The sequence below is a fragment of the Pantoea sp. GM01 genome (assembly GCF_000282675.1).
Classification (GTDB): domain Bacteria; phylum Pseudomonadota; class Gammaproteobacteria; order Enterobacterales; family Enterobacteriaceae; genus Pantoea; species Pantoea nemavictus.
In genome coordinates this window covers 82,218-102,094 of the sequence record NZ_AKIU01000084.1, presented here as the reverse complement: position 1 = coordinate 102,094, position 19,877 = coordinate 82,218, and the positions used below count along the sequence as shown (strand labels likewise).

The 19,877-nt window shown below is 53.8% G+C and carries 24 protein-coding genes; 12 read left to right on the top strand and 12 right to left on the bottom strand.

Going from position 1 to position 19,877, the window contains the following annotated elements; genetic code table 11:
• Nucleotides 1-140 precede the first annotated feature (140 nt).
• Both PMI17_RS21540 and gstA read left to right on the top strand, forming a co-directional pair.
• A complete protein-coding gene (locus PMI17_RS21540) occupies nucleotides 141-1,049 on the top strand; it encodes a LysR family transcriptional regulator (protein ID WP_007892799.1) in 909 nt (302 codons plus the stop codon).
• 73 nt (nucleotides 1,050-1,122) lie between these two features.
• The gene (gstA, locus tag PMI17_RS21535; RefSeq protein WP_193372791.1) at nucleotides 1,123-1,728 is read left to right on the top strand and encodes a glutathione transferase GstA; all 606 of its coding nucleotides are present in this window, start codon (nucleotides 1,123-1,125) and stop codon (nucleotides 1,726-1,728) included.
• A 38-nt stretch (nucleotides 1,729-1,766) separates the two neighbouring features.
• Here the strand turns inward: gstA and pdxY are convergent, their stop codons facing one another.
• The 5 genes from pdxY to anmK form a co-directional block, all read right to left on the bottom strand.
• Nucleotides 1,767-2,627 carry a pyridoxal kinase PdxY gene (gene pdxY / locus PMI17_RS21530; RefSeq protein WP_007892795.1) on the bottom strand — a complete coding sequence of 287 codons (861 nt, stop codon included), beginning with the start codon at nucleotides 2,625-2,627 and terminating at the stop codon, nucleotides 1,767-1,769.
• 53 nt (nucleotides 2,628-2,680) lie between these two features.
• Entirely contained in the window at nucleotides 2,681-3,955 is a 1,275-nt protein-coding gene (gene tyrS, locus PMI17_RS21525) for a tyrosine--tRNA ligase (RefSeq protein ID WP_007892793.1), read from the bottom strand.
• Between the two features lie 139 nt (nucleotides 3,956-4,094).
• Nucleotides 4,095-4,751, bottom strand: a complete 657-nt coding sequence (gene pdxH / locus PMI17_RS21520; RefSeq protein ID WP_007892792.1) for a pyridoxamine 5'-phosphate oxidase — start codon at nucleotides 4,749-4,751, stop codon at nucleotides 4,095-4,097.
• Nucleotides 4,752-4,773: 22 nt separating this feature from the next.
• Complete coding sequence (locus PMI17_RS21515) at nucleotides 4,774-5,103, bottom strand: MliC family protein (protein ID WP_007892790.1); 330 nt, start codon at nucleotides 5,101-5,103, stop codon at nucleotides 4,774-4,776.
• 9 nt (nucleotides 5,104-5,112) lie between these two features.
• The gene (gene anmK, locus PMI17_RS21510) at nucleotides 5,113-6,234 is read right to left on the bottom strand and encodes an anhydro-N-acetylmuramic acid kinase (RefSeq protein WP_007892787.1); all 1,122 of its coding nucleotides are present in this window, start codon (nucleotides 6,232-6,234) and stop codon (nucleotides 5,113-5,115) included.
• A gap of 275 nt (nucleotides 6,235-6,509) precedes the next feature.
• On the opposite strand from anmK, the gene slyB reads away from it, so the two are divergent.
• The gene (gene slyB / locus PMI17_RS21505; RefSeq protein ID WP_007892784.1) at nucleotides 6,510-6,977 is read left to right on the top strand and encodes an outer membrane lipoprotein SlyB; all 468 of its coding nucleotides are present in this window, start codon (nucleotides 6,510-6,512) and stop codon (nucleotides 6,975-6,977) included.
• Nucleotides 6,978-7,018: 41 nt separating this feature from the next.
• Here slyB and slyA read toward each other — a convergent pair whose 3' ends face one another.
• Nucleotides 7,019-7,456: a transcriptional regulator SlyA gene (gene slyA, locus PMI17_RS21500; protein WP_007892783.1), complete on the bottom strand. Its 438-nt coding sequence runs from the start codon at nucleotides 7,454-7,456 to the stop codon at nucleotides 7,019-7,021.
• Nucleotides 7,457-7,607: 151 nt separating this feature from the next.
• Here slyA and PMI17_RS21495 point away from each other — a divergent pair, with 151 nt between their 5' ends.
• From PMI17_RS21495 to PMI17_RS21485, 3 genes are read left to right on the top strand one after another with little or no spacing between them, the layout of a single operon-like run.
• The gene (locus PMI17_RS21495; protein WP_007892782.1) at nucleotides 7,608-7,844 is read left to right on the top strand and encodes a DUF1656 domain-containing protein; all 237 of its coding nucleotides are present in this window, start codon (nucleotides 7,608-7,610) and stop codon (nucleotides 7,842-7,844) included.
• A 6-nt stretch (nucleotides 7,845-7,850) separates the two neighbouring features.
• Nucleotides 7,851-8,708, top strand: coding sequence for an HlyD family secretion protein (locus PMI17_RS21490; RefSeq protein ID WP_007892781.1), 858 nt, complete (start codon nucleotides 7,851-7,853; stop codon nucleotides 8,706-8,708).
• Between the two features lie 7 nt (nucleotides 8,709-8,715).
• Nucleotides 8,716-10,716, top strand: coding sequence for an FUSC family protein (locus tag PMI17_RS21485; protein WP_007892780.1), 2,001 nt, complete (start codon nucleotides 8,716-8,718; stop codon nucleotides 10,714-10,716).
• Here PMI17_RS21485 and PMI17_RS21480 read toward each other — a convergent pair whose 3' ends face one another.
• From PMI17_RS21480 to PMI17_RS21465, 4 genes are all read right to left on the bottom strand, one after another.
• A complete protein-coding gene (locus tag PMI17_RS21480; RefSeq protein ID WP_007892778.1) occupies nucleotides 10,717-11,184 on the bottom strand; it encodes a hypothetical protein in 468 nt (155 codons plus the stop codon).
• A gap of 133 nt (nucleotides 11,185-11,317) precedes the next feature.
• Complete coding sequence (gene sodC / locus PMI17_RS21475; protein WP_007892777.1) at nucleotides 11,318-11,836, bottom strand: superoxide dismutase family protein; 519 nt, start codon at nucleotides 11,834-11,836, stop codon at nucleotides 11,318-11,320.
• An 80-nt stretch (nucleotides 11,837-11,916) separates the two neighbouring features.
• Nucleotides 11,917-12,813 carry an aldo/keto reductase family oxidoreductase gene (locus PMI17_RS21470; protein WP_007892776.1) on the bottom strand — a complete coding sequence of 299 codons (897 nt, stop codon included), beginning with the start codon at nucleotides 12,811-12,813 and terminating at the stop codon, nucleotides 11,917-11,919.
• A gap of 72 nt (nucleotides 12,814-12,885) precedes the next feature.
• Nucleotides 12,886-13,125, bottom strand: coding sequence for a DUF1289 domain-containing protein (locus PMI17_RS21465; protein ID WP_036621998.1), 240 nt, complete (start codon nucleotides 13,123-13,125; stop codon nucleotides 12,886-12,888).
• Nucleotides 13,126-13,354: 229 nt separating this feature from the next.
• Here PMI17_RS21465 and eptA point away from each other — a divergent pair, with 229 nt between their 5' ends.
• From eptA to rnt, 5 genes are all read left to right on the top strand, one after another.
• Nucleotides 13,355-15,004, top strand: a complete 1,650-nt coding sequence (eptA, locus tag PMI17_RS21460; protein WP_007892775.1) for a phosphoethanolamine transferase EptA — start codon at nucleotides 13,355-13,357, stop codon at nucleotides 15,002-15,004.
• A gap of 27 nt (nucleotides 15,005-15,031) precedes the next feature.
• On the top strand, nucleotides 15,032-15,628 hold the full coding sequence (locus tag PMI17_RS21455; protein ID WP_007892773.1) for a TetR/AcrR family transcriptional regulator: 597 nt from the start codon (nucleotides 15,032-15,034) through the stop codon (nucleotides 15,626-15,628).
• Nucleotides 15,629-15,678: 50 nt separating this feature from the next.
• Entirely contained in the window at nucleotides 15,679-16,776 is a 1,098-nt protein-coding gene (locus tag PMI17_RS21450) for an alkene reductase (RefSeq protein ID WP_007892769.1), read from the top strand.
• 101 nt (nucleotides 16,777-16,877) lie between these two features.
• A complete protein-coding gene (gene gloA, locus PMI17_RS21445; RefSeq protein WP_007892766.1) occupies nucleotides 16,878-17,285 on the top strand; it encodes a lactoylglutathione lyase in 408 nt (135 codons plus the stop codon).
• Nucleotides 17,286-17,393: 108 nt separating this feature from the next.
• On the top strand, nucleotides 17,394-18,062 hold the full coding sequence (rnt, locus tag PMI17_RS21440) for a ribonuclease T (protein ID WP_007892764.1): 669 nt from the start codon (nucleotides 17,394-17,396) through the stop codon (nucleotides 18,060-18,062).
• Between the two features lie 37 nt (nucleotides 18,063-18,099).
• On the opposite strand, the gene PMI17_RS21435 is transcribed toward rnt, so the two are convergent.
• Complete coding sequence (locus PMI17_RS21435) at nucleotides 18,100-18,435, bottom strand: Grx4 family monothiol glutaredoxin (protein WP_175501675.1); 336 nt, start codon at nucleotides 18,433-18,435, stop codon at nucleotides 18,100-18,102.
• Between the two features lie 364 nt (nucleotides 18,436-18,799).
• On the opposite strand from PMI17_RS21435, the gene PMI17_RS21430 reads away from it, so the two are divergent.
• Nucleotides 18,800-19,591, top strand: coding sequence for a C40 family peptidase (locus tag PMI17_RS21430; RefSeq protein WP_007892758.1), 792 nt, complete (start codon nucleotides 18,800-18,802; stop codon nucleotides 19,589-19,591).
• Nucleotides 19,592-19,647: 56 nt separating this feature from the next.
• On the opposite strand, the gene PMI17_RS25435 is transcribed toward PMI17_RS21430, so the two are convergent.
• Nucleotides 19,648-19,737 (bottom strand): YnhF family membrane protein, encoded by a 90-nt coding sequence (locus tag PMI17_RS25435; RefSeq protein WP_007892756.1) that lies wholly within the window; start codon nucleotides 19,735-19,737, stop codon nucleotides 19,648-19,650.
• Between the last annotated feature and the right edge of the window lie 140 nt (nucleotides 19,738-19,877).

Sequence of the window (19,877 nt, the reverse complement as noted above, 5' to 3'; positions counted from 1 at the left end):
CGGGCGAGTCCCGGCTTTTTCTTGCCCTCGCTATTCCACTCTCTTTGCTCTTTTCTTTACGCTTTTCCGCCTAACACACTTCGCTTTTTGCTCACTTAACTTCATCATGACCCATCACTGTTAATCAGAGTGGAATAATCATGGACAGGTTCGATGAGCTACAGGTGTTTGTTGCGGTGATTCAGCAGGGCAGCCTGGCCGGTGCCGCACGTCTGCTCCAGCGCTCGCCGCCGGTGATCACCCGCACCCTTAACACGCTGGAAGCCCGTCTGGCCACCACGTTGATTGAACGCACTACGCGTCAGCTGGCGCCTACTGAAGCAGGCTGGCAGCTGTTTGAACAGGCGCAACGCCTGCTGAGCGACTATCAGCGCGCGCTGGATAGCGCTCACCATAGTGGCCTGCATGGGCTATTGCGCATCACTGCGCCGGTGCAGTTTGGTCGCCATCATATTATGCCGCTCGTGAGCAGCTTCTTACAGCAGCATGCCGAGATGCAGATTGAAGTGGTGCTAAGTGATAGCTATCAGGACCTGATTGAAAATGGCCTGGATATCGCCTTGCGCATTGGCGAATTGCAGGACTCCTCCATGGTGGCGCGTCAGGTTGGTAGCGTACGCTCAACGCTGGTTGCCAGCCCCGATTATCTAACGCTAGCCGGCATCCCCACCCATCCCGCTGAACTCGCTCAGCATGCATTAGTGGCGAGTTTGCTGCATACGCGCGAATGGCGTTTTGCGCAGGATCTGCGTGTCCGCATTAACCCGCGCCTGCGCGTCAACGACGTAGAGAGCCAGCGGGAAGCGCTGCGTAATGCTCACGGAATCGGACGCCTGTTGTCGTATCAGGTTATCGATGATATCCACCGTGGCACACTCCAGCGTTTACTCCCTGAATGGGAACCGGCCCCGCTTCCCGTACAGTTGGTGACGCAACGTGTAAAGAATATGACACCCAAGGTGAGGCAATTTTGGAATTTTGCGCTCGAAAAACTGCCTTTACTGCCATGCTTTGCTGAACAAAACCTCAAGGGTGACCGCAAATCCTGATCGCTGTCACTGGTAAAAATGACTGGCAGATTTATGCTGCTTCGATCACCACAACACTCAAGGAGAAGCCATGATGAAACTCTATTGCAAGCCCGGCGCCTGTTCACTGTCGCCGCATATTGTCGCGCTTGAATGTGGACTGGATTTCACTCAGGTGAACGTCGATCTGCAGAAGAAGGTTACCGAGCAGGGAGAGGATTACTGGCAAATTAACCCGAAAGGACAAGTTCCGGCGTTGCAGTTTGATGACGGCAGCATCCTGATCGAAGGTGTCGCAATTGTGCAATATCTGGCCGATCTCAAGCCGGATCGTAATCTGCTGGCGCCCACCGGCAGCCTGACGCGCTATCACACGCTGGAATGGCTTAGTTTCGTGAGCAGTGAATTGCACAAAAGCTTTAGCCCGCTGTTTCGTGCGGATACACCGGAAGAGTACAAAGCCATCGTGCGCGCGCAGCTGGAAAAGAAGTATCAGGCGGTGAATGAGGCATTGCAGGATAAGCAGTGGCTGCTGGGATTACGCTTTACCGTCGCCGACGTTTACCTGTTTGTGGTGACCCGCTGGGCTAAAGCCATCAAGCTGGATTTGGCTGGACTGGATGCGCTGGAAGCCTGGTTCAGTCGCGTTGCGGAGCGCCCGGCAGTGCAGGCGGCGTTGCAGGCGGAAGGTTTGGTTTAACCGAGTAAGGCCGGTGTAAAAAACCGGCCTGAAGAGGGCTACAGCTTTTCAGCTGCAAAGTGCTGCGTAGGTTTGGCAATCGCATCCTGCGCTGCTACCAGCTGTAATTCGTACTCGCCCATTTCGTGGGTTTTCAGCATCACTTCATACACCGCTGCGGTGATGTGCTCGAGCGCATCCTGCAGCGATTTACCGTGCAGCAGATCGACCAGCAGCAGGCCGCTGGTGAGATCGCCAACGCCCACCGGCTGACGGACGCCAAAGTCCACCAGCGGACGACTGATGTGCCAGCACTCTTCGGCGGTCACCAGCAGCATCTCAAAACGATCACTGCGACGTCCGGCACGCGCCAAATGCTTCACCAGCACCACTTTAGGCCCTTTGCCGATCAGTTCACGGGCCGCGACTACCGCCTGCTCGACGTTAGCGACTTCATGGCCGCTGAGCATTTCCAGCTCCAGCAGATTCGGTGCGATGATGTCACTGGCGGGAAGCGCCATTTTGCAGTGGAACTCCGCCACGCCCGGCGCCACGATGCAGCCTTTTTCCGGATGGCCCATCACCGGATCGCAGAAGAACCACGCATTCGGGTTGGCTTCTTTAACCAGACGCACGATCTCCAGAATCTGTTCGCCCTGCTCCGCTGAACCTAAATAGCCGCTCAGCACCGCATCACAGGTCTTCAGGCGGTCAACTGCCGCAATACCTTTAACGATGTCAGTTAAATGCGTGGCGGGCATCACGGTGCCGGTCCAGTGACCGTACTGTGTATGATTTGAAAATTGCACGGTATTCAGCGGCCAAACGTTTGCGCCCATGCGGCGCATCGGGAATTCGGCGGCGCTGTTACCCGCGTGTCCGTAAACAACGTGAGATTGAATTGCGAGAATATTTTTCATTTTGCCCTGTACTGCCTTGCCATAAAAAAGGGCCGGATGCCGGCCCTGAACGCTTACTGCCAGTTTATCAGGCAGTAATGTTTTTTACCGCGACGCAACAACGTGAAGCGTCCAAACAGTTTATCGCTTTCGCTAAAACGGTACTCGGCGTCTGACTGCTTTTCACCATTCAGCGCTACCGCATTAGAGCCGATCATGGTGCGTGCCTGGCCGCGCGATGGCACCAGTTCAGCAGCGACCAGCGCCTGCTGCAGATCGTCTGCTGCCGTCAGCGTAATGGTTGGCATACCATCCTGCGCCAGCTGCTCGAAGTCAGCTTCGGTCATGGCACTCAGGCTGCCGGAGAACAGACTTTCGGTGATGCGTTTTGCTGCGGTCAAGCCGCTCTCGCCGTGCACCAGACGCGTCACCTGCTCCGCCAGCACGTACTGCGCGCGTGGCGCTTTGCCGCTGTTTTTGTCCTCTTCTTCCAGCGCATTGATCTCTTCAATGCTCATGAAGGTAAAGAATTTCAGGAAGCGATACACGTCCGCATCCGCCGTATTGATCCAGAACTGGTAGAACTTATACGGACTGGTTTTCTTCGCATCGAGCCATACCGCGCCACCTTCGGTTTTGCCGAATTTGGTGCCGTCTGATTTGGTAATCAACGGTACGGTTAATCCCCACGCCTGCTGCTGATGCAGACGACGCGTCAGGTCGATACCTGAGGTGATGTTGCCCCACTGATCGGAACCGCCAATCTGCAGCACCACATCGTGACGCTTATTCAGCTCGGCAAAGTCATAACCCTGCAGCAGGTTGTAGGAGAACTCAGTGTATGAGATGCCCTGATCTTCACGGTTCAGACGCTGTTTCACCGCTTCGCGGTTGATCATCTGATTTACCGAGAAGTGCTTACCGATGTCGCGCAGGAAAGTCAGCACATTCATGCCGCCAAACCAGTCATAGTTATTGGCAGCAATGGCGCTGTTATCGCCACAGTCAAAGCTGAGGAATGGCGCGACTTGGTTGCGGATCTTGTCGACCCATTCGCCCACGGTTTCAGCGGTGTTAAGTTTACGTTCTGCTGCTTTAAAGCTGGGATCGCCAATCAGACCAGTGGCACCACCCACCAGCGCGACCGGCTTGTGTCCGGCATCCTGAAAACGTTTCAGGCAGAGCAGCGGCACCAGATGGCCCAAATGCAAGCTATCAGCGGTAGGATCGAAGCCGCAATAGAGTGCAATTGGCCCTTGCGCCAGTCGCTCTGCTAACGCTTCTTCATCCGTTACCTGGGCGACTAAGCCCCTTTCTTGCAATTGTTGTATCAGGTTACTGCTGGTCATCACTGACTCCAAATTGATCAGACTGCACCTAGGCTGGTACACAGCTTTCCGCTGACGTGCGGAGACGAAAAAAAAGAGGGCTATAGCATAAAGCGCTGGCGCCAACTGCGCCAGCGTTGAAAGGGGATAAAACGCAGTTTTACGGGGCTAAACGGTCAATCGTCCAGCCATTGTCCGCGCGCTGGTAGAGGAAGCGATCGTGCAGGCGATGTTCACCACCCTGCCAGAACTCCACGCTGTGGAATTTAACACGGTAACCGCCCCAGAAACTGGGCAGCGGCACCTCACCCTGCTGGAACTTCTGCTTTAGCTCGAGGAACTTACCTTCCAGCACACCGCGTGCAGAAATACGACTTGACTGCTTTGAAACCCAGGCTCCAATCTGGCTGTCGCGCGGGCGGCTGCTAAAGTACTTCAGCACTTCGAGCGGGGATAGCTTCTCCACTTCACCCAGCACCATTACCTGACGCTCGAGAAAATGCCACGGGAAGTGCAGTGAAATGCGCGGATTATCGGCCAGTTGCAGGGCTTTACGGCTGCCAAGATTGGTGTAAAACACCATGCCCTGCTCGTCGTAATGCTTGAGCAACACGATGCGCTGATACGGCTGTCCGCTACTATCAACGGTGGCTACCGTCATTGCCGTGGGATCGGGCAACTGTGCGGTGCAGGCCTGCTGCAACCACTGTTCAAACAGCGCCAGAGGATTATCTGGCAGATCTTTACGCCGCAGCCCGCCGCGGGTGTATTCACGACGCAAATGGGCAATGTTTTGCAAGCTGTCACTGTCGCTCATGCTGTTTCTTGTTCCCTAACGTTTACTTAACGGAGGTATCCGCGCTCTGCAGTTCACAATCATTAATCACGATTTTGTTATTACGTTCAACAAAAGCGCCATTGCCTTTTGACCAGAAGACGTAATTACCATCGCTATAGCGCGCGCCAGATGCCGAAACGGTTTGCGTCAGCGTCAGCGGTTTGCCATCCAGAATAAAACTCACCTGCTGCTTCGCATTATCCTGCGTAACCGTTAACGGTAAGGTGCCGCACTGATAGTGCAGCTGCTGCGGTGTTTGTTCCTGTTTATGCAGCATGCCGCAACCGCTTAATAGCGCGACGCTACTCAACAGAATAACGATTTTCTTCATGTTTACCTCTTAACGAAGGGGCCGTGGATTGGCGGGATAAATGGCGCCCAGGACACTCATTTCTCGCGCACCGGTTACTGCAGGCAAGTTGCCTGCTAAACCGTTCAAGGTGCGAAATGCCAGCCAGGCAAAGGCCAGTGCTTCCATATCATCACCACTGATGCCGGCTGCGTCGGTGGTGCCGACTTCGGTACCCGGCAGATGGGTCGCCAGGCGCGCCATCAGTAGCGGATTGCGGCTGCCCCCGCCGCACACCAGCAGTCGATCGCAACCGTCGTTGAGCTGTACCTGCTGCGCTATCGTCAAGGCCGTCAGCTCGCTGAGCGTGGCCTGAACGTCTTGCGGTGCCAGCGCAGGGAAACGCTGCAGCTGTTGTTCTACCCAACTCAGATTGAAGTATTCACGCCCGGTACTTTTCGGTGGCGGCAGCGCAAACCAGGGATCGTTGAGCATCAACTCCAGCAGCGCCGGCACCACGTTGCCACTGCGTGCCCAGGCGGCATCTTTATCGTAAGGCAACGCTTTATTACGCCAAATCCAGGCATCAATCAGCATATTGCCGGGGCCGGTGTCAAAGCCGCGCACGGGCTGGCCCGGTATCAGCAGTGACAAATTGGCGATGCCACCGATGTTGAGCACCATGCGACGTTCCACGCTGTCCATCAGCAGCGCCTGATGGAAGGCGGGGACCAGCGGCGCACCCTGACCGCCCAGCGCCATATCGCGGCGGCGAAAATCGCCGATAACGGTGACGCCCGTTGCGGCGGCAATCTGATTGTTATCACCAATTTGTAGCGTATTGGGCGCATCACTTTGTGGCTCGTGCCACACCGTTTGCCCGTGACAGCCAATCGCCATGATATCGCTGGCCTCCAGCGATTGCTGGTGCATTAAGGTTAATACCGCTTCAGCAAACAGCTTGCCCAGCCGCGTATCCAGCTGACCGAGCTGCGACAACGTTAGCGTTTGTCCCTGACAGATCGCCAGTACCTGCTGACGTAGTTCCTGCGGGATCGGGTGGCAATAGCTGGCCTGCTGCGCCACCATCTGTCCATCAATCGCCGCCAGCACTACATCTACACCGTCAAGGCTGGTGCCGGACATCACGCCTATATAGCGCCCTGATTTCATCGCGATTCACTCCCTTAATATCATCTGGCTTAAGCCTGGCAAATTACCGGGGCTAATTCTATGATAAAATTCCGCTTTTCAGCGCTGCTGCGCAGTGCATTCCAGCTCAGAAATATTTTCGTCACGTAATTGAATTTTTGTTGAGGCGGAATGGTCTATGCTTCGCCCCAGCCGCGTTTTATACGGACTTAGAGTCAATTGCCAGTTTTCTGTCTTATACTGTTTGCAGTACAGGATGAGATATATGGCGTTTTTATGCATTAAGGAGCGTTCTGATGATTAAGCGTTTTGTAGCCGTGGCGTTGACCGGCTTAACTCTGGCAGGTTGTGCCAACGACAGCACCCTTTCCGGTGACGTTTATAGCGCCAACGAAGCTAAACAAGTACAAAGTGTTTCTTACGGTACGCTGGTATCGGTTCGTCCGGTTAAAATCCAGGGCGGTGATGAAAACAACGTGATTGGCGCGATTGGTGGTGCAGTACTGGGTGGTTTCCTCGGTAACACCATTGGCGGCGGCAGCGGACGTAGCCTGGCCACTGCTGGCGGTGCCGTGCTCGGTGGCGTAGCCGGTCAGGGCGTGCAGGGTGCGGTTAATAAGTCTGATGGTGTAGAGCTGGAAATCCGTAAGGATGATGGCAACACGATTATGGTGGTGCAGAAACAAGCTGCCACCCGTTACTCGGTTGGCCAGCGCGTCGTCATGGCGTCAAACGGCAGCCAGGTGACCGTTTCACCGCGTTAAGCATGCTGATAAAAAAAAACCGACGCCGGGCGTCGGTTTTTTTATTTCTCGCGGTTGTGAAACTCAAGAATGTTTTTTTCCAGTCGCGCAATCAGCGTCACCATCTGATTGATCTCTTCCAGGCTGATGCCGGATAGAATGTCATCGCGCGTAGCATCAATCACATTTTCAACCTGCTCAATAATAGGCTCGGCCTGCTTGGTCAGCTTAATGCGCTTAGCACGACGATCGTTAGCGCAGGTAGCGCGGGTGATTAAGCCCTTCTCTTCCAGCTGATCCAGCGTGCGCACCAATGAAGGCTGCTCAATGCCAATCGCCTTTGCCAGCTGAATCTGTGACTGCTCTGGCGGGAGTTGATGAATGTTATGTAGCGTCACCCAGTGTGTTTGTGTCAGCTCAAGCGGTTTCAAACGTTGATCAATTAAAGCGCGCCAAATGCGCACCAAGCGAGACAGATCGGTTCCCAAGGGCGTATCCATTGCATCTCCTTATAATTAGCTTGCTAGCTATTAAGCCAGATTTTACACTATTCTGCGAGTTTACCTGGCAAATTACAAATATCAGGCCAGCGCATACGCTTGCTGTCTAGACTCTATTTAGATGAATCCCGGTCAAAAAGGATGATGACACGTGTCCCTAACCGCTTTTTCCCCCAGCGCACCGCTTACCGATCTGGTATTCGGCGCCTCGCTGTTTTTTCCACCGTTGTTTAAAGCGGTGCTGCTCGGTTTCTTCTTTTGGCTACTCATCCACCCGCTGCTGCGCGGCTGGATCTACTCCGGCGATGTCTGGCATCCCACGTTAATGGATCTTTCCCTGTTTGTACTTTGCGTCGCTGGCGCATTGTGGTTACTGAGCCTCGGATAAATCACTATGAAATTCAACCCTTTTAAGTATTTTTCAACCGTAGTGATCTTTGCTCTGGCCCTACTCGCGGGATGGTGGATGTGGAATTACTATATGCAATCGCCCTGGACGCGTGACGGCAAAGTGCGCGCCGAACTGGTCGATATTACGCCGGAAGTGTCAGGACGCATCATTGCGCTGAACGTCAGCGACAATCAGTTTGTGCATAAAGGTGACACCTTGCTCAAGCTTGATCCGGTGCCCTGGCAAATTGCTGTCGCCAACGCTGAAGCGCAATTAGCCAAAGCGCAGGCCGATCTCGCCAAAGCCCAGCATGAAGCCAATCGCCGTGCCAGCCTGCCGCGTAATGTCATTTCTGCCGAAGATATGGATGCTGCACGTTTAACCGCTAATGCCGCCACGGCGACCGCAAAAGCGGCCCAGGCCAGCCTCGATCAGGCGCGCTGGAATCTCGATCAAACCAGCGTGACCGCCCCGACCGATGGATGGATCAGCAACCTGACGCTGCGCACCGGCAACTATGCAACCGCCGGCACGCCACTGTTTGCACTGGTGGATAGCCACTCTTATTACGTGATGGGGTATTTCGAAGAGACCAAGCTGCGCCATATTCAGCCCGGCGCGGTCGCGCACATTGTGTTGTACAGCAACGGCGCCAGATTGCAGGGCAAAGTGGAGAGCATCGGGCGTGCCATTTACGACCAAAGCGTGACCAGCGATGGCGGACTGGTGCCAGATATTAAACCCAACGTTCCCTGGGTACGCCTGGCGCAGCGCGTACCGGTGCGCATTCGTTTAGATGCGCTGCCGGATGGCGTGCCGCTGGTAGCGGGCACCACCTGCACCATCTCTATCGTCCACTGAGGCCTCCATGAATTTTCAGTGGCTGGCATGGCAAAATTTGCCGTGGATAAAAGCAACCGGTGGCGAATGGCGCTATGCGCTACGCAATGGCATCGCGATGTGTCTGGCATTAATCCTCGCTTATGCGCTGCAACTCGACGAACCTTATTGGGCGATGACGTCGGCGGCGGTGATCAGTTTTCCCACCGTGGGTGGCGCAATCAGTAAAAGTCTGGGGCGTATTGTGGGTAGCTTACTCGGTGCCAGCGCTGCGCTGCTGATTGCCGGACATACGCTGAATGAGCCCTGGCTGTTCGCCTTTTTTATGGCCGGTTGGCTGGCGTTCTGCACTGGAATCGCCAATCACTATCAAAACAACGTGGCTTACGCATTCTCGCTGGCGGGTTACACCGCCGCCATTATTGCGTTTAGCAGCGTAAACATCACCGACGTCACTCAGTTATGGGATATCGCTCAGGCGCGCGTCTGCGAGGTGATCTCCGGCATTCTGTGCGCCGGATTAATGATGATGATTCTTCCCAGCACCTCCGATGGCAATGCATTGATGAGCTCGCTTCGTCAGATGCACGCACGCTTGCTGGATCATGCGGTGCTACTACTGCAGCAGGGCAGTACCGATAACGTGCGCACCGCACATGAGAATGTCATCAGCCAGATTCTCACCATGAACCTGCTGCGCATTCAGGCATTCTGGAGCCACTATCGCTTCCGCCGCCAGAACAACGTGTTGAACTATGTGCTGCATCAGCAGCTGCGCCTTACCAGCGTGCTCTCCAGCCTGCGCCGCATGCTGCTTAACTGGCCGGATGCACCGCCTGAACTCTACAACGCCATCACTCAACTGCTGCACGAGCTGGCACAACCACAATGTGACAAATATCGGCTAGCCCTGATTCTGCGCGGAATCACGCCTTCCGCGAGCGGTGATTTTCGCCAACGCGCGTTTGTTCAGCGCCTGCGCTATTTCTGCTGGGTGTACCTCAATGTTAATCGCTGGATTCGTCTGATTGAGCGCGCCGACGCAGACACGCGTTTTCAGCCACCCTACGCGCCTTCACTGGCGCGTGAAAGCGACAGCGCCGAAGCGGGCTGGAGCGCGCTGCGCACCTTTAGCGTTATCATGTTGGGCTGCGCATTTTGGATCACCACGCAATGGGATTCCGGCGCCGCCGCCCTGACGCTAACCGCCATCGCCTGCGTACTTTACTCTTCCGCACCTTCACCCAGCGGCAGCGTATCGCTGCTGCTGAAAACCTTACTGTGGCTGTCGGTGTTTAGTTTTGTGCTGCAGTTCGGCTTGATGGTGCAAATCAGCGCGCTCTGGCAGTTTTTACTGGTGCTGTTCCCGCTGCTTATCACCCTGCAGCTATTTAAACTGCAGCAGAAGAAGCGCGCGGGTATGTGGGGGCAATTCATTGTCTTTATGGGATCGTTTATTGCCGTCACCAATCCCCCGGACTGGGATTATCAAAGCTTTCTCAATGACAATATAGCGAAGGTATGTGGCGTGCTGCTGGCCTGGGTGGCGTTTCAGGTATTGCGCCCCAGTTCTGATGCCCGCCGCAGCCGTCGCCATATTCGTGCCTTGCGACATGCGTTTCTCGATCAGCTACGTCGCCATCCGCGCCTGCGTGAGAGCCATTTTGAATCGCAGATTTATCATCACATTAGCCAGTTGAGTAACAGCCGTGATGAAAAGGCGCGCGTTTGGCTGCTGCGCTGGGGCGTGGTGCTGCTCAACTGTTCGCATATTGTCTGGCAACTGCGCGAATGGCAGCCGACATCGCACACCCTGGCGCACATGCGCGACAGCAGCCTGCAAGATTTACAACGTATTATGAGCCTGCGTGGTGTCCATCACACCGCGCTACAGGCCACGTTAGATGAACTGGACACCATGATTGATCAACTGCAGCAGCAGCCGGAAAACGAAGCAAATACCTTAGCCGGCATTTTGTGGCGATTACGCTGTTCGCTGGGCCAGTTGGCGCAGGCTGTACCTGATTAATTACTGGCAATATTGCGTGGTTTGGCGCTCAAAATCTTCCTGCAGTTGTTGCAGTGATTTTTGCCCTTCAAACCGGGTTTTATCCTGATCGAACTTCGGTTCCAGCACCAACGCCTTCTCTTCTGAAGAGTAGATAAAACGACGATTTAACAGCGTGCCAGTAAAACTCTTGCCGCTGATACCACCGCATACCACTGTTATGCCGTGACGATAAATGGCGGTATTGATGAAATTGGTCTCGCTGGCACTGCGCAATACATTCTGACACCCTTTGGCTTCCAGACGCTGAAGTGTGCGATGCGTTAACCATTCACGACCACGGGCAATATCTTCACAGCTGGCCCGAAGTGGATTGGTGTCTACCGTCCACTGTAATTGCCGACCGGCCTCCAGACGCAGCTGTGTGTCATTTGGTTGATCACATCCCACCAACAATAAACATAACAGTATCATCCCACGCGTTTTCATTCCTGCCCCTGAGCGTTTTATTCCTGAATCAATATCATAGGACGGAAAAAACGCGGAGTGTAGCGGGAAAATGGGTCAACTTTTTACAAACGGAACAATCAGGGCGACAACATATCCATTGCCGCCCGTGAGGTTAGATGACGCCGCAGGCAAAACGTGCGCCACCGCCACCAAGCGGCTGTGGATGGTCGGCATGATTATCACCGCCCACGTGCACCATTAAGGCTTTACCTTTGATTTCGCTGAGGGATTTAATACGCGGAGCAACGACAGGATAATCCGCTTTGCCATCCTCCGTTACGAAGAGCGCGGGTAAGTCGCCCAGATGACCATCGGCATAGGGCCCGAGATGCTTGCCGGTGTTTTGCGGATCGAGATGACCACCAGCCGCACCGGCCGCCACCGTTTTGCCATCGGATTCGCCCGGCTCACAGCTGCCTTTAGCATGGACATGGAAGCCATGAATCCCCGGTTTGAGGCCGGTTAACGCCGGAGTAAATTGCAGGCCATACGGTGTTTCGCTAATGGTGACTTTGCCAATCGCTGCGCCAATACCTTGCGCCGTGGTTTCATGCAGCGTGACGTCTTCTGAAGCAGCCTGCGCGCCAGCGGTGCAGGCCAGGGTCAGCATAACAATGAGGGTTTTCTTCATAACGTCTCCTTACGGTTAGATGCTCTGTAAGCCTGGACTGCTTTCAGCCAGGCTGCCGTAATTTGACGCAGCTTTACGCTTTAGGGCACATCATAACCGATCGCGGCTTTACGAATGCGGAACCACTGCTGACGATCAAGCGTGAGCTGGCACGCCGCAACCGCTTCGCTGACGCGTTCACATTTGCCTGAACCAATAATCGGTAACGGACGGCTTGGCAATTTCATCACCCACGCGTACACCACCTGCTCGATATTACTGGCGCCAATTTCCTGCTTCACCTGCTCCAGCTCATCGCGCAGCGGCTGATAATGGGGATCGTTAAACAGTCGACCGCCGCCGAGGCAAGACCACGCCATCGGTCGGATGCGATTCTGCTGACACTGATCGAGCGAACCGTCCAGCAGCGGCGTTTGTTCCAGCGGTGAAATCTCCAGCTGGTTGGTGACCAGACTGAACGGTAAACGCGATTGCAGTAGCGTGAACTGCGAAGCAGTGAAGTTGGACACGCCGAAATGGCGCACTTTGCCACTCTGATGCAGGGCGATAAAGGCTTCTGCAACTTCATCGGCATCCATCAGCGGGTCCGGACGGTGAATCAGTAATAAATCGAGATAATCCGTATTGAAATGGCGCAGCGAATTTTCCGCGCTGTGCAAAATATGGCTGGTATCCGTATTGTAATGACCGATGTGATGTTCTGGCTTAGCGCGCGTCGCGATGCCGCATTTGGTGACAATTTGCAGCTTCTCGCGTAATCCCGGTGCAAGACGCAGCGCGGCCCCGAAGGCGGCTTCGCATTGGTAATCACCGTAAATGTCGGCGTGATCAACGGTGGTGATGCCCAGTGCAAGGTGATGCTCAATAAATTGCACCAGCTGCTGTGACGTCATGCCCCACTCCATCAAGCGCCAGTATCCCGCAATTAGCGGTGAAAAGGACGGTCCCTGCGGTGCAATAGCTTGCGGTTTCAACATGGTTAAACTCCCTCAAATACGAATCCAGATGACGAAGGCGGGAGTATAACGGAAAGGAAAAATATCGGTTTCTTAAAACAGCTCTGGTTGTTGCGGATCATGATCTTCATCCACTTTCTGCTGACGCTGCAGTCGTAACCAGCGTTGTCGGCATAGCCGCAGCACATCGCGTTTTTGTGCGTCGCTGAACTTCATCCAGTTAAAGCGCTCTTCCCGGCTGCGCAAACAGCCACGACAATAGCCACGCGCGTCACTTTGGCAAACGCCACGACACGGGCTGGGAACGGGGAAGAACTCTAATTGCTCAGCCACATCAACTCCGGGGTTAACAACTTGCAGCACAGTGATAACAGCTTAATGACATAGTACAAAGAGTAAACGCTAATTGCGCATAATCAATACGCCAGCCGCAGCCGGTAACCGCTGTTTACCAAATAGCCAACCGACGAAAGGTCTAAAATAAGTCTGTTTAGCTGTGGTTAAGGTTTTCCTCATAATGTCTTCATACGATTGTCACATTACAACTTACCGTTGAGTTTTCATGAAATTCAGGAACATATTCCAGTGCAGCACCAGCGGATTTAATCTTATTGCTGCGCTGTTCTTCGCCTTAGTTTTGAACGCCCTGTTTCTGCTCCACGCCTGGGAGATGATCGTCTACGATCGCCCGCACGCGTATCTGTTCGCCGCCAGTATCCCGCTGGTGCTGATTGCGGCTTTTTATATGATTTTCTCCCTCGTTGCCTGGCCTTATATCCGCAAGCCGTTATTGATTGTGCTGGTGATCATCAGCGCTGCCGCCAACTACTTTATGCACAGTTTTGGCACGGTGATTGACACCAATATGATGCAAAACGTGTTTGAGTCCGATCGGCAGGAGGCTGGGGCGTTAATCAGCGTTCACTATTTAGTATGGATGTTGGTCATGGGCCTGGTTCCGGCAGCATTGCTGTGTATCGTGCGGATTAGTAAGGGACAACGTTGGTGGTGGAATCTGGTGCAGCGCCTGGTCGGTGCATTGGGCGCAATCTTGTTGATCCTGCTGATGGCGGTGCTGTTTTATAAAGATTACGCCTCCTTGATTCGCAACAATAAAGGCCTGATAAAAATGGTCACGCCCGCCAATATCCTCAGTGGCGGCGGTCACTATGTCGATCAGCGCTATCTACTGGGTAATCAGGCGTTGGTGAAAATAGGTCAGGATGCGCGTAAGGGCCCGCTCATTAGCGCCGCCCAAAAGAAAACGCTGGTAGTGCTGGTGGTGGGTGAAACCGCGCGCGCAGAGAATTTCTCCCTTGGCGGTTACACGCGCGAAACTAACCCGGAGCTGAAAAAACAGCAGGTCATCTATTATCCCAATGCCACCTCGTGCGGCACAGAAACCGCTATTTCAGTGCCCTGCATGTTCTCGAATATGCCGCGCGTACACTATGACGCCAATCTGGCGCATCATCAGGAAGGCGTGCTCGACATCCTTGCCCATGCTGGCGTGAGCGTACTGTGGCGCGAGAACGATGGTGGCTGCAAAGGTGCCTGTGACCGGGTGCCGCACAGCGATATGACACAGTGGAATCTGCCGCAATATTGCCACGATGGTTTCTGTCAGGATGATGTGCTGCTGCATCGTTTGGATAACTACGTTGCGAGTCTGCATAACGACGGCATTATCGTGCTGCATCAGATGGGCAGCCACGGTCCCGCTTACTATCAGCGCTATCCGGCTGAATTCCGCCGCTTTACGCCAACGTGTGATAGCAATCAGATCCAGGATTGTGATCATCAGGCGCTGGTAAATACCTATGATAATTCGCTGTTGTATACCGACGATATGCTGAGCCGTACCATTGATAAACTGGAAGGTCTGAGCGATCGCTTTAACGTGGCGCTGGTTTATCTCTCCGACCATGGCGAATCGCTTGGTGAGCGCGGTATGTATCTGCACGGGGCGCCCTATCTGTTTGCCCCCTCGCAACAAACGCATATTCCACTGCTGATGTGGATGTCGCCGGGTTACGCCGCAGCTAATCACATCAATGAAAACTGTTTACGCCAGCAAGCTGCCGATAATAAGGTCTCGCAAGACAATCTTTTCCATACCGTTTTGGGCATGTTCAATATCCAGACGCAAGCATACCAGCCGCAGTTGGACATGATCAGATCGTGCCAAAACTCCGCTGAAGGGTTGCGTTAGACTGACTGGTCTAATAACCTGCGACCCATGACTAAGACGCTGCAACGCAATGATACTCGTGAACATCTGCTCGCCATTGGTGAGCAGGTTTGTTTGCAGCGTGGTTTTACCGGCATGGGCCTAAATGAGATGCTAACGCTGGCGGAAGTCACCAAAGGCTCTTTCTATCACTACTTCGGTTCGAAAGAGGCGTTTGGCGTTGCGCTGATTGAGCGCTACTTTGCCAATTACCTGCAGCAGATCGAGCAGCAGCTTAATCAACCCGGACTGACGCCAGGAGAACGCCTGTTACAGCATTTTCGCTATGGCGAAACGCTGTTTATCGAGCAAGGTCATATTGTTGGCTGCCTTGGCGTCAAGCTGTCGGCTGAAGTGTGCGATCTGTCCGAGCCCATGCGCGAAGCTTTGCAGCACAGCGCCAATGCCATCATCGCAGCCTATACGCGCTGCTTGAGCGAGGCCGCGGCTGAACAGCCGTTGCCGTTCAATCAAACGCCGCATCAGCTGGCGCAGCGCTGTTATTTGCTGTGGTTAGGCGCCAGTTTGCAGAGCAAGATTTCCCGAGAGCCTGGCCCAATCAGTCTGGCGCTTGAAACCATCGAACAGTGGCTTGTAAATCACTGATTTTTTTAAACCGCAGTCGCTAGACGACCGGTCTTCCTGGAGCAACTTACATGGCGAGCAAACAGTTATTCTCTCCCCTTAAAGTGGGCGCGATTACCGTACCTAACCGCATTTTCATGGCCCCGTTGACGCGCCTGCGCAGCATTGAGCCGGGTGATATCCCTACTCCGCTGATGGCTGAGTATTATCAGCAGCGTGCCAGCGCCGGTTTGATCATCACCGAAGCCACCCAAATCTCTTTCCAGGCGAAAGGTTATGCCGGTGCGCCGGGTCTGCACACTCAGCAGCAAATTGCCGCCTGGAAAGTGATTAACGAAGGCATTCATGCCGCAAACGGTCATAGCGCCGTGCAGCTGTGGCATACCGGCCGTATTTCACATAACAGCGTACAGCCCGAAGGCAAAGCCCCGGTGGCGCCAACTGCGCTGGCCGCCGGCACGCGTACGTCTCTGCGTGCGGCAGACGGTAGCGTCTATCGTGAAGACACCTCGCTGCCTCGCGAGCTGTCAGTGGCCGAAATCCAGCAGATTGTGAAAGATTTCGGTCAGGCGGCTTTCAATGCGCGTGAAGCGGACTTTGACCTGCTTGAGCTGCACTCCGCCCACGGTTATCTGATGCATCAATTCCTCGCGCCAGGATCAAACCAGCGTAGCGATGAGTACGGCGGTTCGATTGAGAAGCGCGGCCGTTTCGCGCTCGAAGTGGTGGATGCGGCGATTGCCAACTGGTCTGCCGATCGTATTGGTATCCGCATTTCGCCAATCGGGGCCTTCCAGAATCTGGAAAATGGCCCGGAAGAAGAGAAAGCCGCGCTGTGGTATATCGCCGAACTGGGCAAACGTGGCCTGGCGTATCTGCACTTGTCGGAGCCTGACTGGGCGGGTGGACAGCCTTATAGCGATGCCTTCCGTGAGAAAGTGCGCGCGCTGTTCCCTGGCGTGATCGTTGGCGCCGGCGCTTATACCGTCGAAAAGGCCGACGATCTGATTGCGCGCGGCCTGATTGATGCCGTGGCGTTTGGTCGCGACTTTATCGCTAACCCGGATCTGGTGGCACGTCTGCAACAAGATGCGCCACTTAATCCGCAGCGTCCGGAAAGCTTCTATGGTGGCGGCGCGGAAGGGTATACCGATTATCCAACCCTGTAAGACCGAGACTGCCGGGCAGAATGTCCGGCAGTGTTTTTTCATCAGGGTATATACTAAGTGGTCTCGTCATTCCCTGATGACGTTTTAAAAAAGAGGATGTTATGCGTTTACTTCACACCATGTTACGCGTTGGCGATTTGCAACGTTCCATCGATTTTTACACCCGTGTGCTGGGCATGCGCGTGCTGCGTCAGAGCGAAAACACCGAATACAAATACACCCTGGCTTTCGTGGGCTACACCGAAGAGAGTGAAGGCGCGGTGATTGAGCTGACCTACAACTGGGGCGTGGACAAATACGATCTTGGCAATGCTTACGGTCATATCGCGCTGGGCGTGGACAATGTAGCGGACACCTGCGAGCGCATCCGCAGCGCGGGCGGCAACGTCACGCGTGAAGCGGGCCCGGTGAAAGGGGGTTCCACTATTATTGCTTTTGTTGAAGATCCAGACGGCTACAAAATTGAGCTGATCGAAAACAAACATGCCGGTCACGGCCTCGGCAACTAATGCCGATTGTCAGCCTGCTTATTTGCGGGCTGATTTCCCTCTCCTGCTGCACCCTCCTGCAATTTTTGCCATAATGCGCGCTGCCCTATTTATTGCCATGAGATCCTGATGTCTGAATCGAACGCTTTAAACGCTCTCCACCAACGCTTCCGTGGTTTTTATCCTGTCGTGATCGACGTCGAAACAGCCGGTTTTAACGCGCAAACCGATGCCTTGCTAGAGATTGCCGCCACAACGCTAAAAATGGACGAAGACGGCTGGTTACATCGTGATGAAACGCTGCATTTCCACGTAGAACCGTTTGAAGGTGCCATTCTTAATCCTGCGGCACTGGCGTTTACTGGGATCGATCCGACCAATCCGCTGCGCGGCGCGGTCAGCGAATATGAAGCCCTGCATGCCATTTTTAAAATGGTGCGCAAAGGCACTAAAGATAGCGGCTGCAATCGCGCGATTATCGTGGCGCACAATGCCACCTTCGATCTCAACTTCGTCATGGCGGCTGCTGAACGTGCCAGCCTGAAGCGCAATCCGTTCCACCCTTTTGCCACTTTTGATACCGCGGCATTAAGCGGCTTAGTGCTGGGACAAACGGTGTTGGCTAAGGCGTGTAAAGCGGCGGGGATGGATTTTGACAGTACGCAAGCGCATTCGGCGCTGTATGACACCGAACAGACGGCCACGCTGTTCTGTGAGCTGGTAAATCGCTGGAAGCGTCTCGGCGGCTGGCCCCTGGCCTTCAATGAGGAGTCTGCAGACGACGCGTCTGCTGAATAGTCAAAGAAAAGGCCGACAACGTTGTCGGCCTTCTGCATTATTCCGCTTCTTTATACTTCTCTGCGGTCTCTTTCAGCAGCGGCTGAAGTTCGCCGCGCTGGAACATCTCAACGATGATGTCGCAGCCGCCAACCAGTTCACCGTCAACCCACAACTGCGGGAAGGTCGGCCAGTTAGCGTACTTTGGCATTTCAGCGCGGATATCGGGGTTTTGCAGGATGTCCACGTACGCGAAACGCTCGCCACAGGCTGACAGCGCCTGCACCGCTTGCGCCGAGAAGCCGCAGCTTGGCAGCTTTGGAGAACCTTTCATGTACAGCAAGATCGGGTTTTCTGCGATCTGACGCTGAATTTTTTCAACAGTACTCATTATTGCCTTCCTTAATCCTTCACTTCGTGTTTGTTTATTGTAGCGATTTCGCTCCCGTACTGAAAACGGGATTTTGTGTTTGCGCGGGTTAATCGCCATGTTTGTTAAGTTCATGCATAACAAATAACATTTTCATATCATTAATTGGCATTAATAAATTAATAATTAGCAATAGTTTCGCTGCGTTAAGCAGCTGAAATAGCTCATTTTTGCTACAGAATCAATCTGGTAACATATTAATGGAAAAAGGCCTTACCTTTTGCAAAAAAAGTGGATTAGAATTGCCTCGGCGCTGGTCACTTGATCAGATTTCTCTCACTTTGCCGCAGTCTGTTTTCATTCAGCCTGCTTAACCTGTAACCGGATTATGCGTCTACTGATTACGCTTTTCATACTGGCTTTAGCCCAACTGTTCTTTAATGTGGCCGCTGCATCTCCGCATGCGCCCGTTAACGCCAGTACGTTAAAAGCAGAGAAAAAGAGCGCACGTGAAGACGAGCGCCGCAAACGACGTCCGGTGAAAACCACAACTAAAAAATCGCGCCTGACTGCCGTCCAAAAATTCAAACTCAAAAAACAGACACCGACAGAAACCGCGCTGCACAAAACCACCAGCAAAAAATCCTCGCTGAAACTCTCCGGTAAGAAATACGGTCATCAACGCCTGGCGAAAAAGTCATCTGCGATTGACGTTGATGATGAAGCCATAGCGCTTACCGGCATCAAAATGAGCAAAGCACATCGTCAGCGCTATCAAAAAGCGCGTGAGACGGCGATGACCAAATTAATGGGCCAGCTTGGCAAACCCTATCAGTGGGGCGGTACCTCACCTCACACCGGCTTCGATTGCAGCGGCCTGGTGTGGTACGCCTATAAAGACCTGGTAAAGTTCAAATTCCCGCGCACCGCCAATGAAATGTATCACCTGCGCGATGCGGCACCGATAAAGCGTGAAATGCTCGAGAAAGGGGATCTGGTGTTCTTCCGCATCAACAATCGCGGCACCGCCGATCATGTCGGTGTTTATCTCGGCAATGGCAAATTCATTCAGTCACCGCGCACGGGCAAAGATATTCAGATTAGTGCATTAGGTGAGGATTACTGGCAGAAACACTATGTAGGCGCGCGTCGTATGATGACGCCAAAAACCATTCGCTAGCGGTTGCGCAACGCCAATAAAAAAGCCGGATGCTGTTAACAGCTCCGGCTTTTTTATTAATGCATGATCGCGGTAAAGCTGAATGCGATAATCATTAACAGTGCGCCAACCGTCGTCATTAGCGCCAGCTTCAAATCAGTATTCATCACGCCTCCTTAGTCACACAATCTTTAGGGTTAAAGCGATTTTCGCACAGCAGTGGGCAAAAATCTCGTGTTATCCGCGCTAGCTTGCTAGAATCGCCGCCTTTCGTTGCGCAACAGATTTCGCGCCTGCTGTATTTACA

Bases quoted from the DNA above. Each gene is read 5' to 3' on its own strand.
- rnt (WP_007892764.1), top strand. From the start codon at position 17,394: ATGTCTGAATCGAACGCTTTAAACGCTCTCCACCAACGCTTCCGTGGT.
- anmK (WP_007892787.1), bottom strand. From the start codon at position 6,234: ATGAAATCAGGGCGCTATATAGGCGTGATGTCCGGCACCAGCCTTGAC.
- pdxH (WP_007892792.1), bottom strand. From the start codon at position 4,751: ATGAGCGACAGTGACAGCTTGCAAAACATTGCCCATTTGCGTCGTGAA.
- PMI17_RS21540 (WP_007892799.1), top strand. From the start codon at position 141: ATGGACAGGTTCGATGAGCTACAGGTGTTTGTTGCGGTGATTCAGCAG.
- PMI17_RS21470 (WP_007892776.1), bottom strand. From the start codon at position 12,813: ATGTTGAAACCGCAAGCTATTGCACCGCAGGGACCGTCCTTTTCACCG.
- slyB (WP_007892784.1), top strand. From the start codon at position 6,510: ATGATTAAGCGTTTTGTAGCCGTGGCGTTGACCGGCTTAACTCTGGCA.
- PMI17_RS21490 (WP_007892781.1), top strand. From the start codon at position 7,851: ATGAAATTCAACCCTTTTAAGTATTTTTCAACCGTAGTGATCTTTGCT.
- PMI17_RS21515 (WP_007892790.1), bottom strand. From the start codon at position 5,103: ATGAAGAAAATCGTTATTCTGTTGAGTAGCGTCGCGCTATTAAGCGGT.
- pdxY (WP_007892795.1), bottom strand. From the start codon at position 2,627: ATGAAAAATATTCTCGCAATTCAATCTCACGTTGTTTACGGACACGCG.
- eptA (WP_007892775.1), top strand. From the start codon at position 13,355: ATGAAATTCAGGAACATATTCCAGTGCAGCACCAGCGGATTTAATCTT.
- PMI17_RS25435 (WP_007892756.1), bottom strand. From the start codon at position 19,737: ATGAATACTGATTTGAAGCTGGCGCTAATGACGACGGTTGGCGCACTG.
- gstA (WP_193372791.1), top strand. From the start codon at position 1,123: ATGAAACTCTATTGCAAGCCCGGCGCCTGTTCACTGTCGCCGCATATT.
- PMI17_RS21480 (WP_007892778.1), bottom strand. From the start codon at position 11,184: ATGAAAACGCGTGGGATGATACTGTTATGTTTATTGTTGGTGGGATGT.
- PMI17_RS21450 (WP_007892769.1), top strand. From the start codon at position 15,679: ATGGCGAGCAAACAGTTATTCTCTCCCCTTAAAGTGGGCGCGATTACC.
- PMI17_RS21455 (WP_007892773.1), top strand. From the start codon at position 15,032: ATGACTAAGACGCTGCAACGCAATGATACTCGTGAACATCTGCTCGCC.
- gloA (WP_007892766.1), top strand. From the start codon at position 16,878: ATGCGTTTACTTCACACCATGTTACGCGTTGGCGATTTGCAACGTTCC.
- slyA (WP_007892783.1), bottom strand. From the start codon at position 7,456: ATGGATACGCCCTTGGGAACCGATCTGTCTCGCTTGGTGCGCATTTGG.
- sodC (WP_007892777.1), bottom strand. From the start codon at position 11,836: ATGAAGAAAACCCTCATTGTTATGCTGACCCTGGCCTGCACCGCTGGC.
- tyrS (WP_007892793.1), bottom strand. From the start codon at position 3,955: ATGACCAGCAGTAACCTGATACAACAATTGCAAGAAAGGGGCTTAGTC.
- PMI17_RS21430 (WP_007892758.1), top strand. From the start codon at position 18,800: ATGCGTCTACTGATTACGCTTTTCATACTGGCTTTAGCCCAACTGTTC.
- PMI17_RS21485 (WP_007892780.1), top strand. From the start codon at position 8,716: ATGAATTTTCAGTGGCTGGCATGGCAAAATTTGCCGTGGATAAAAGCA.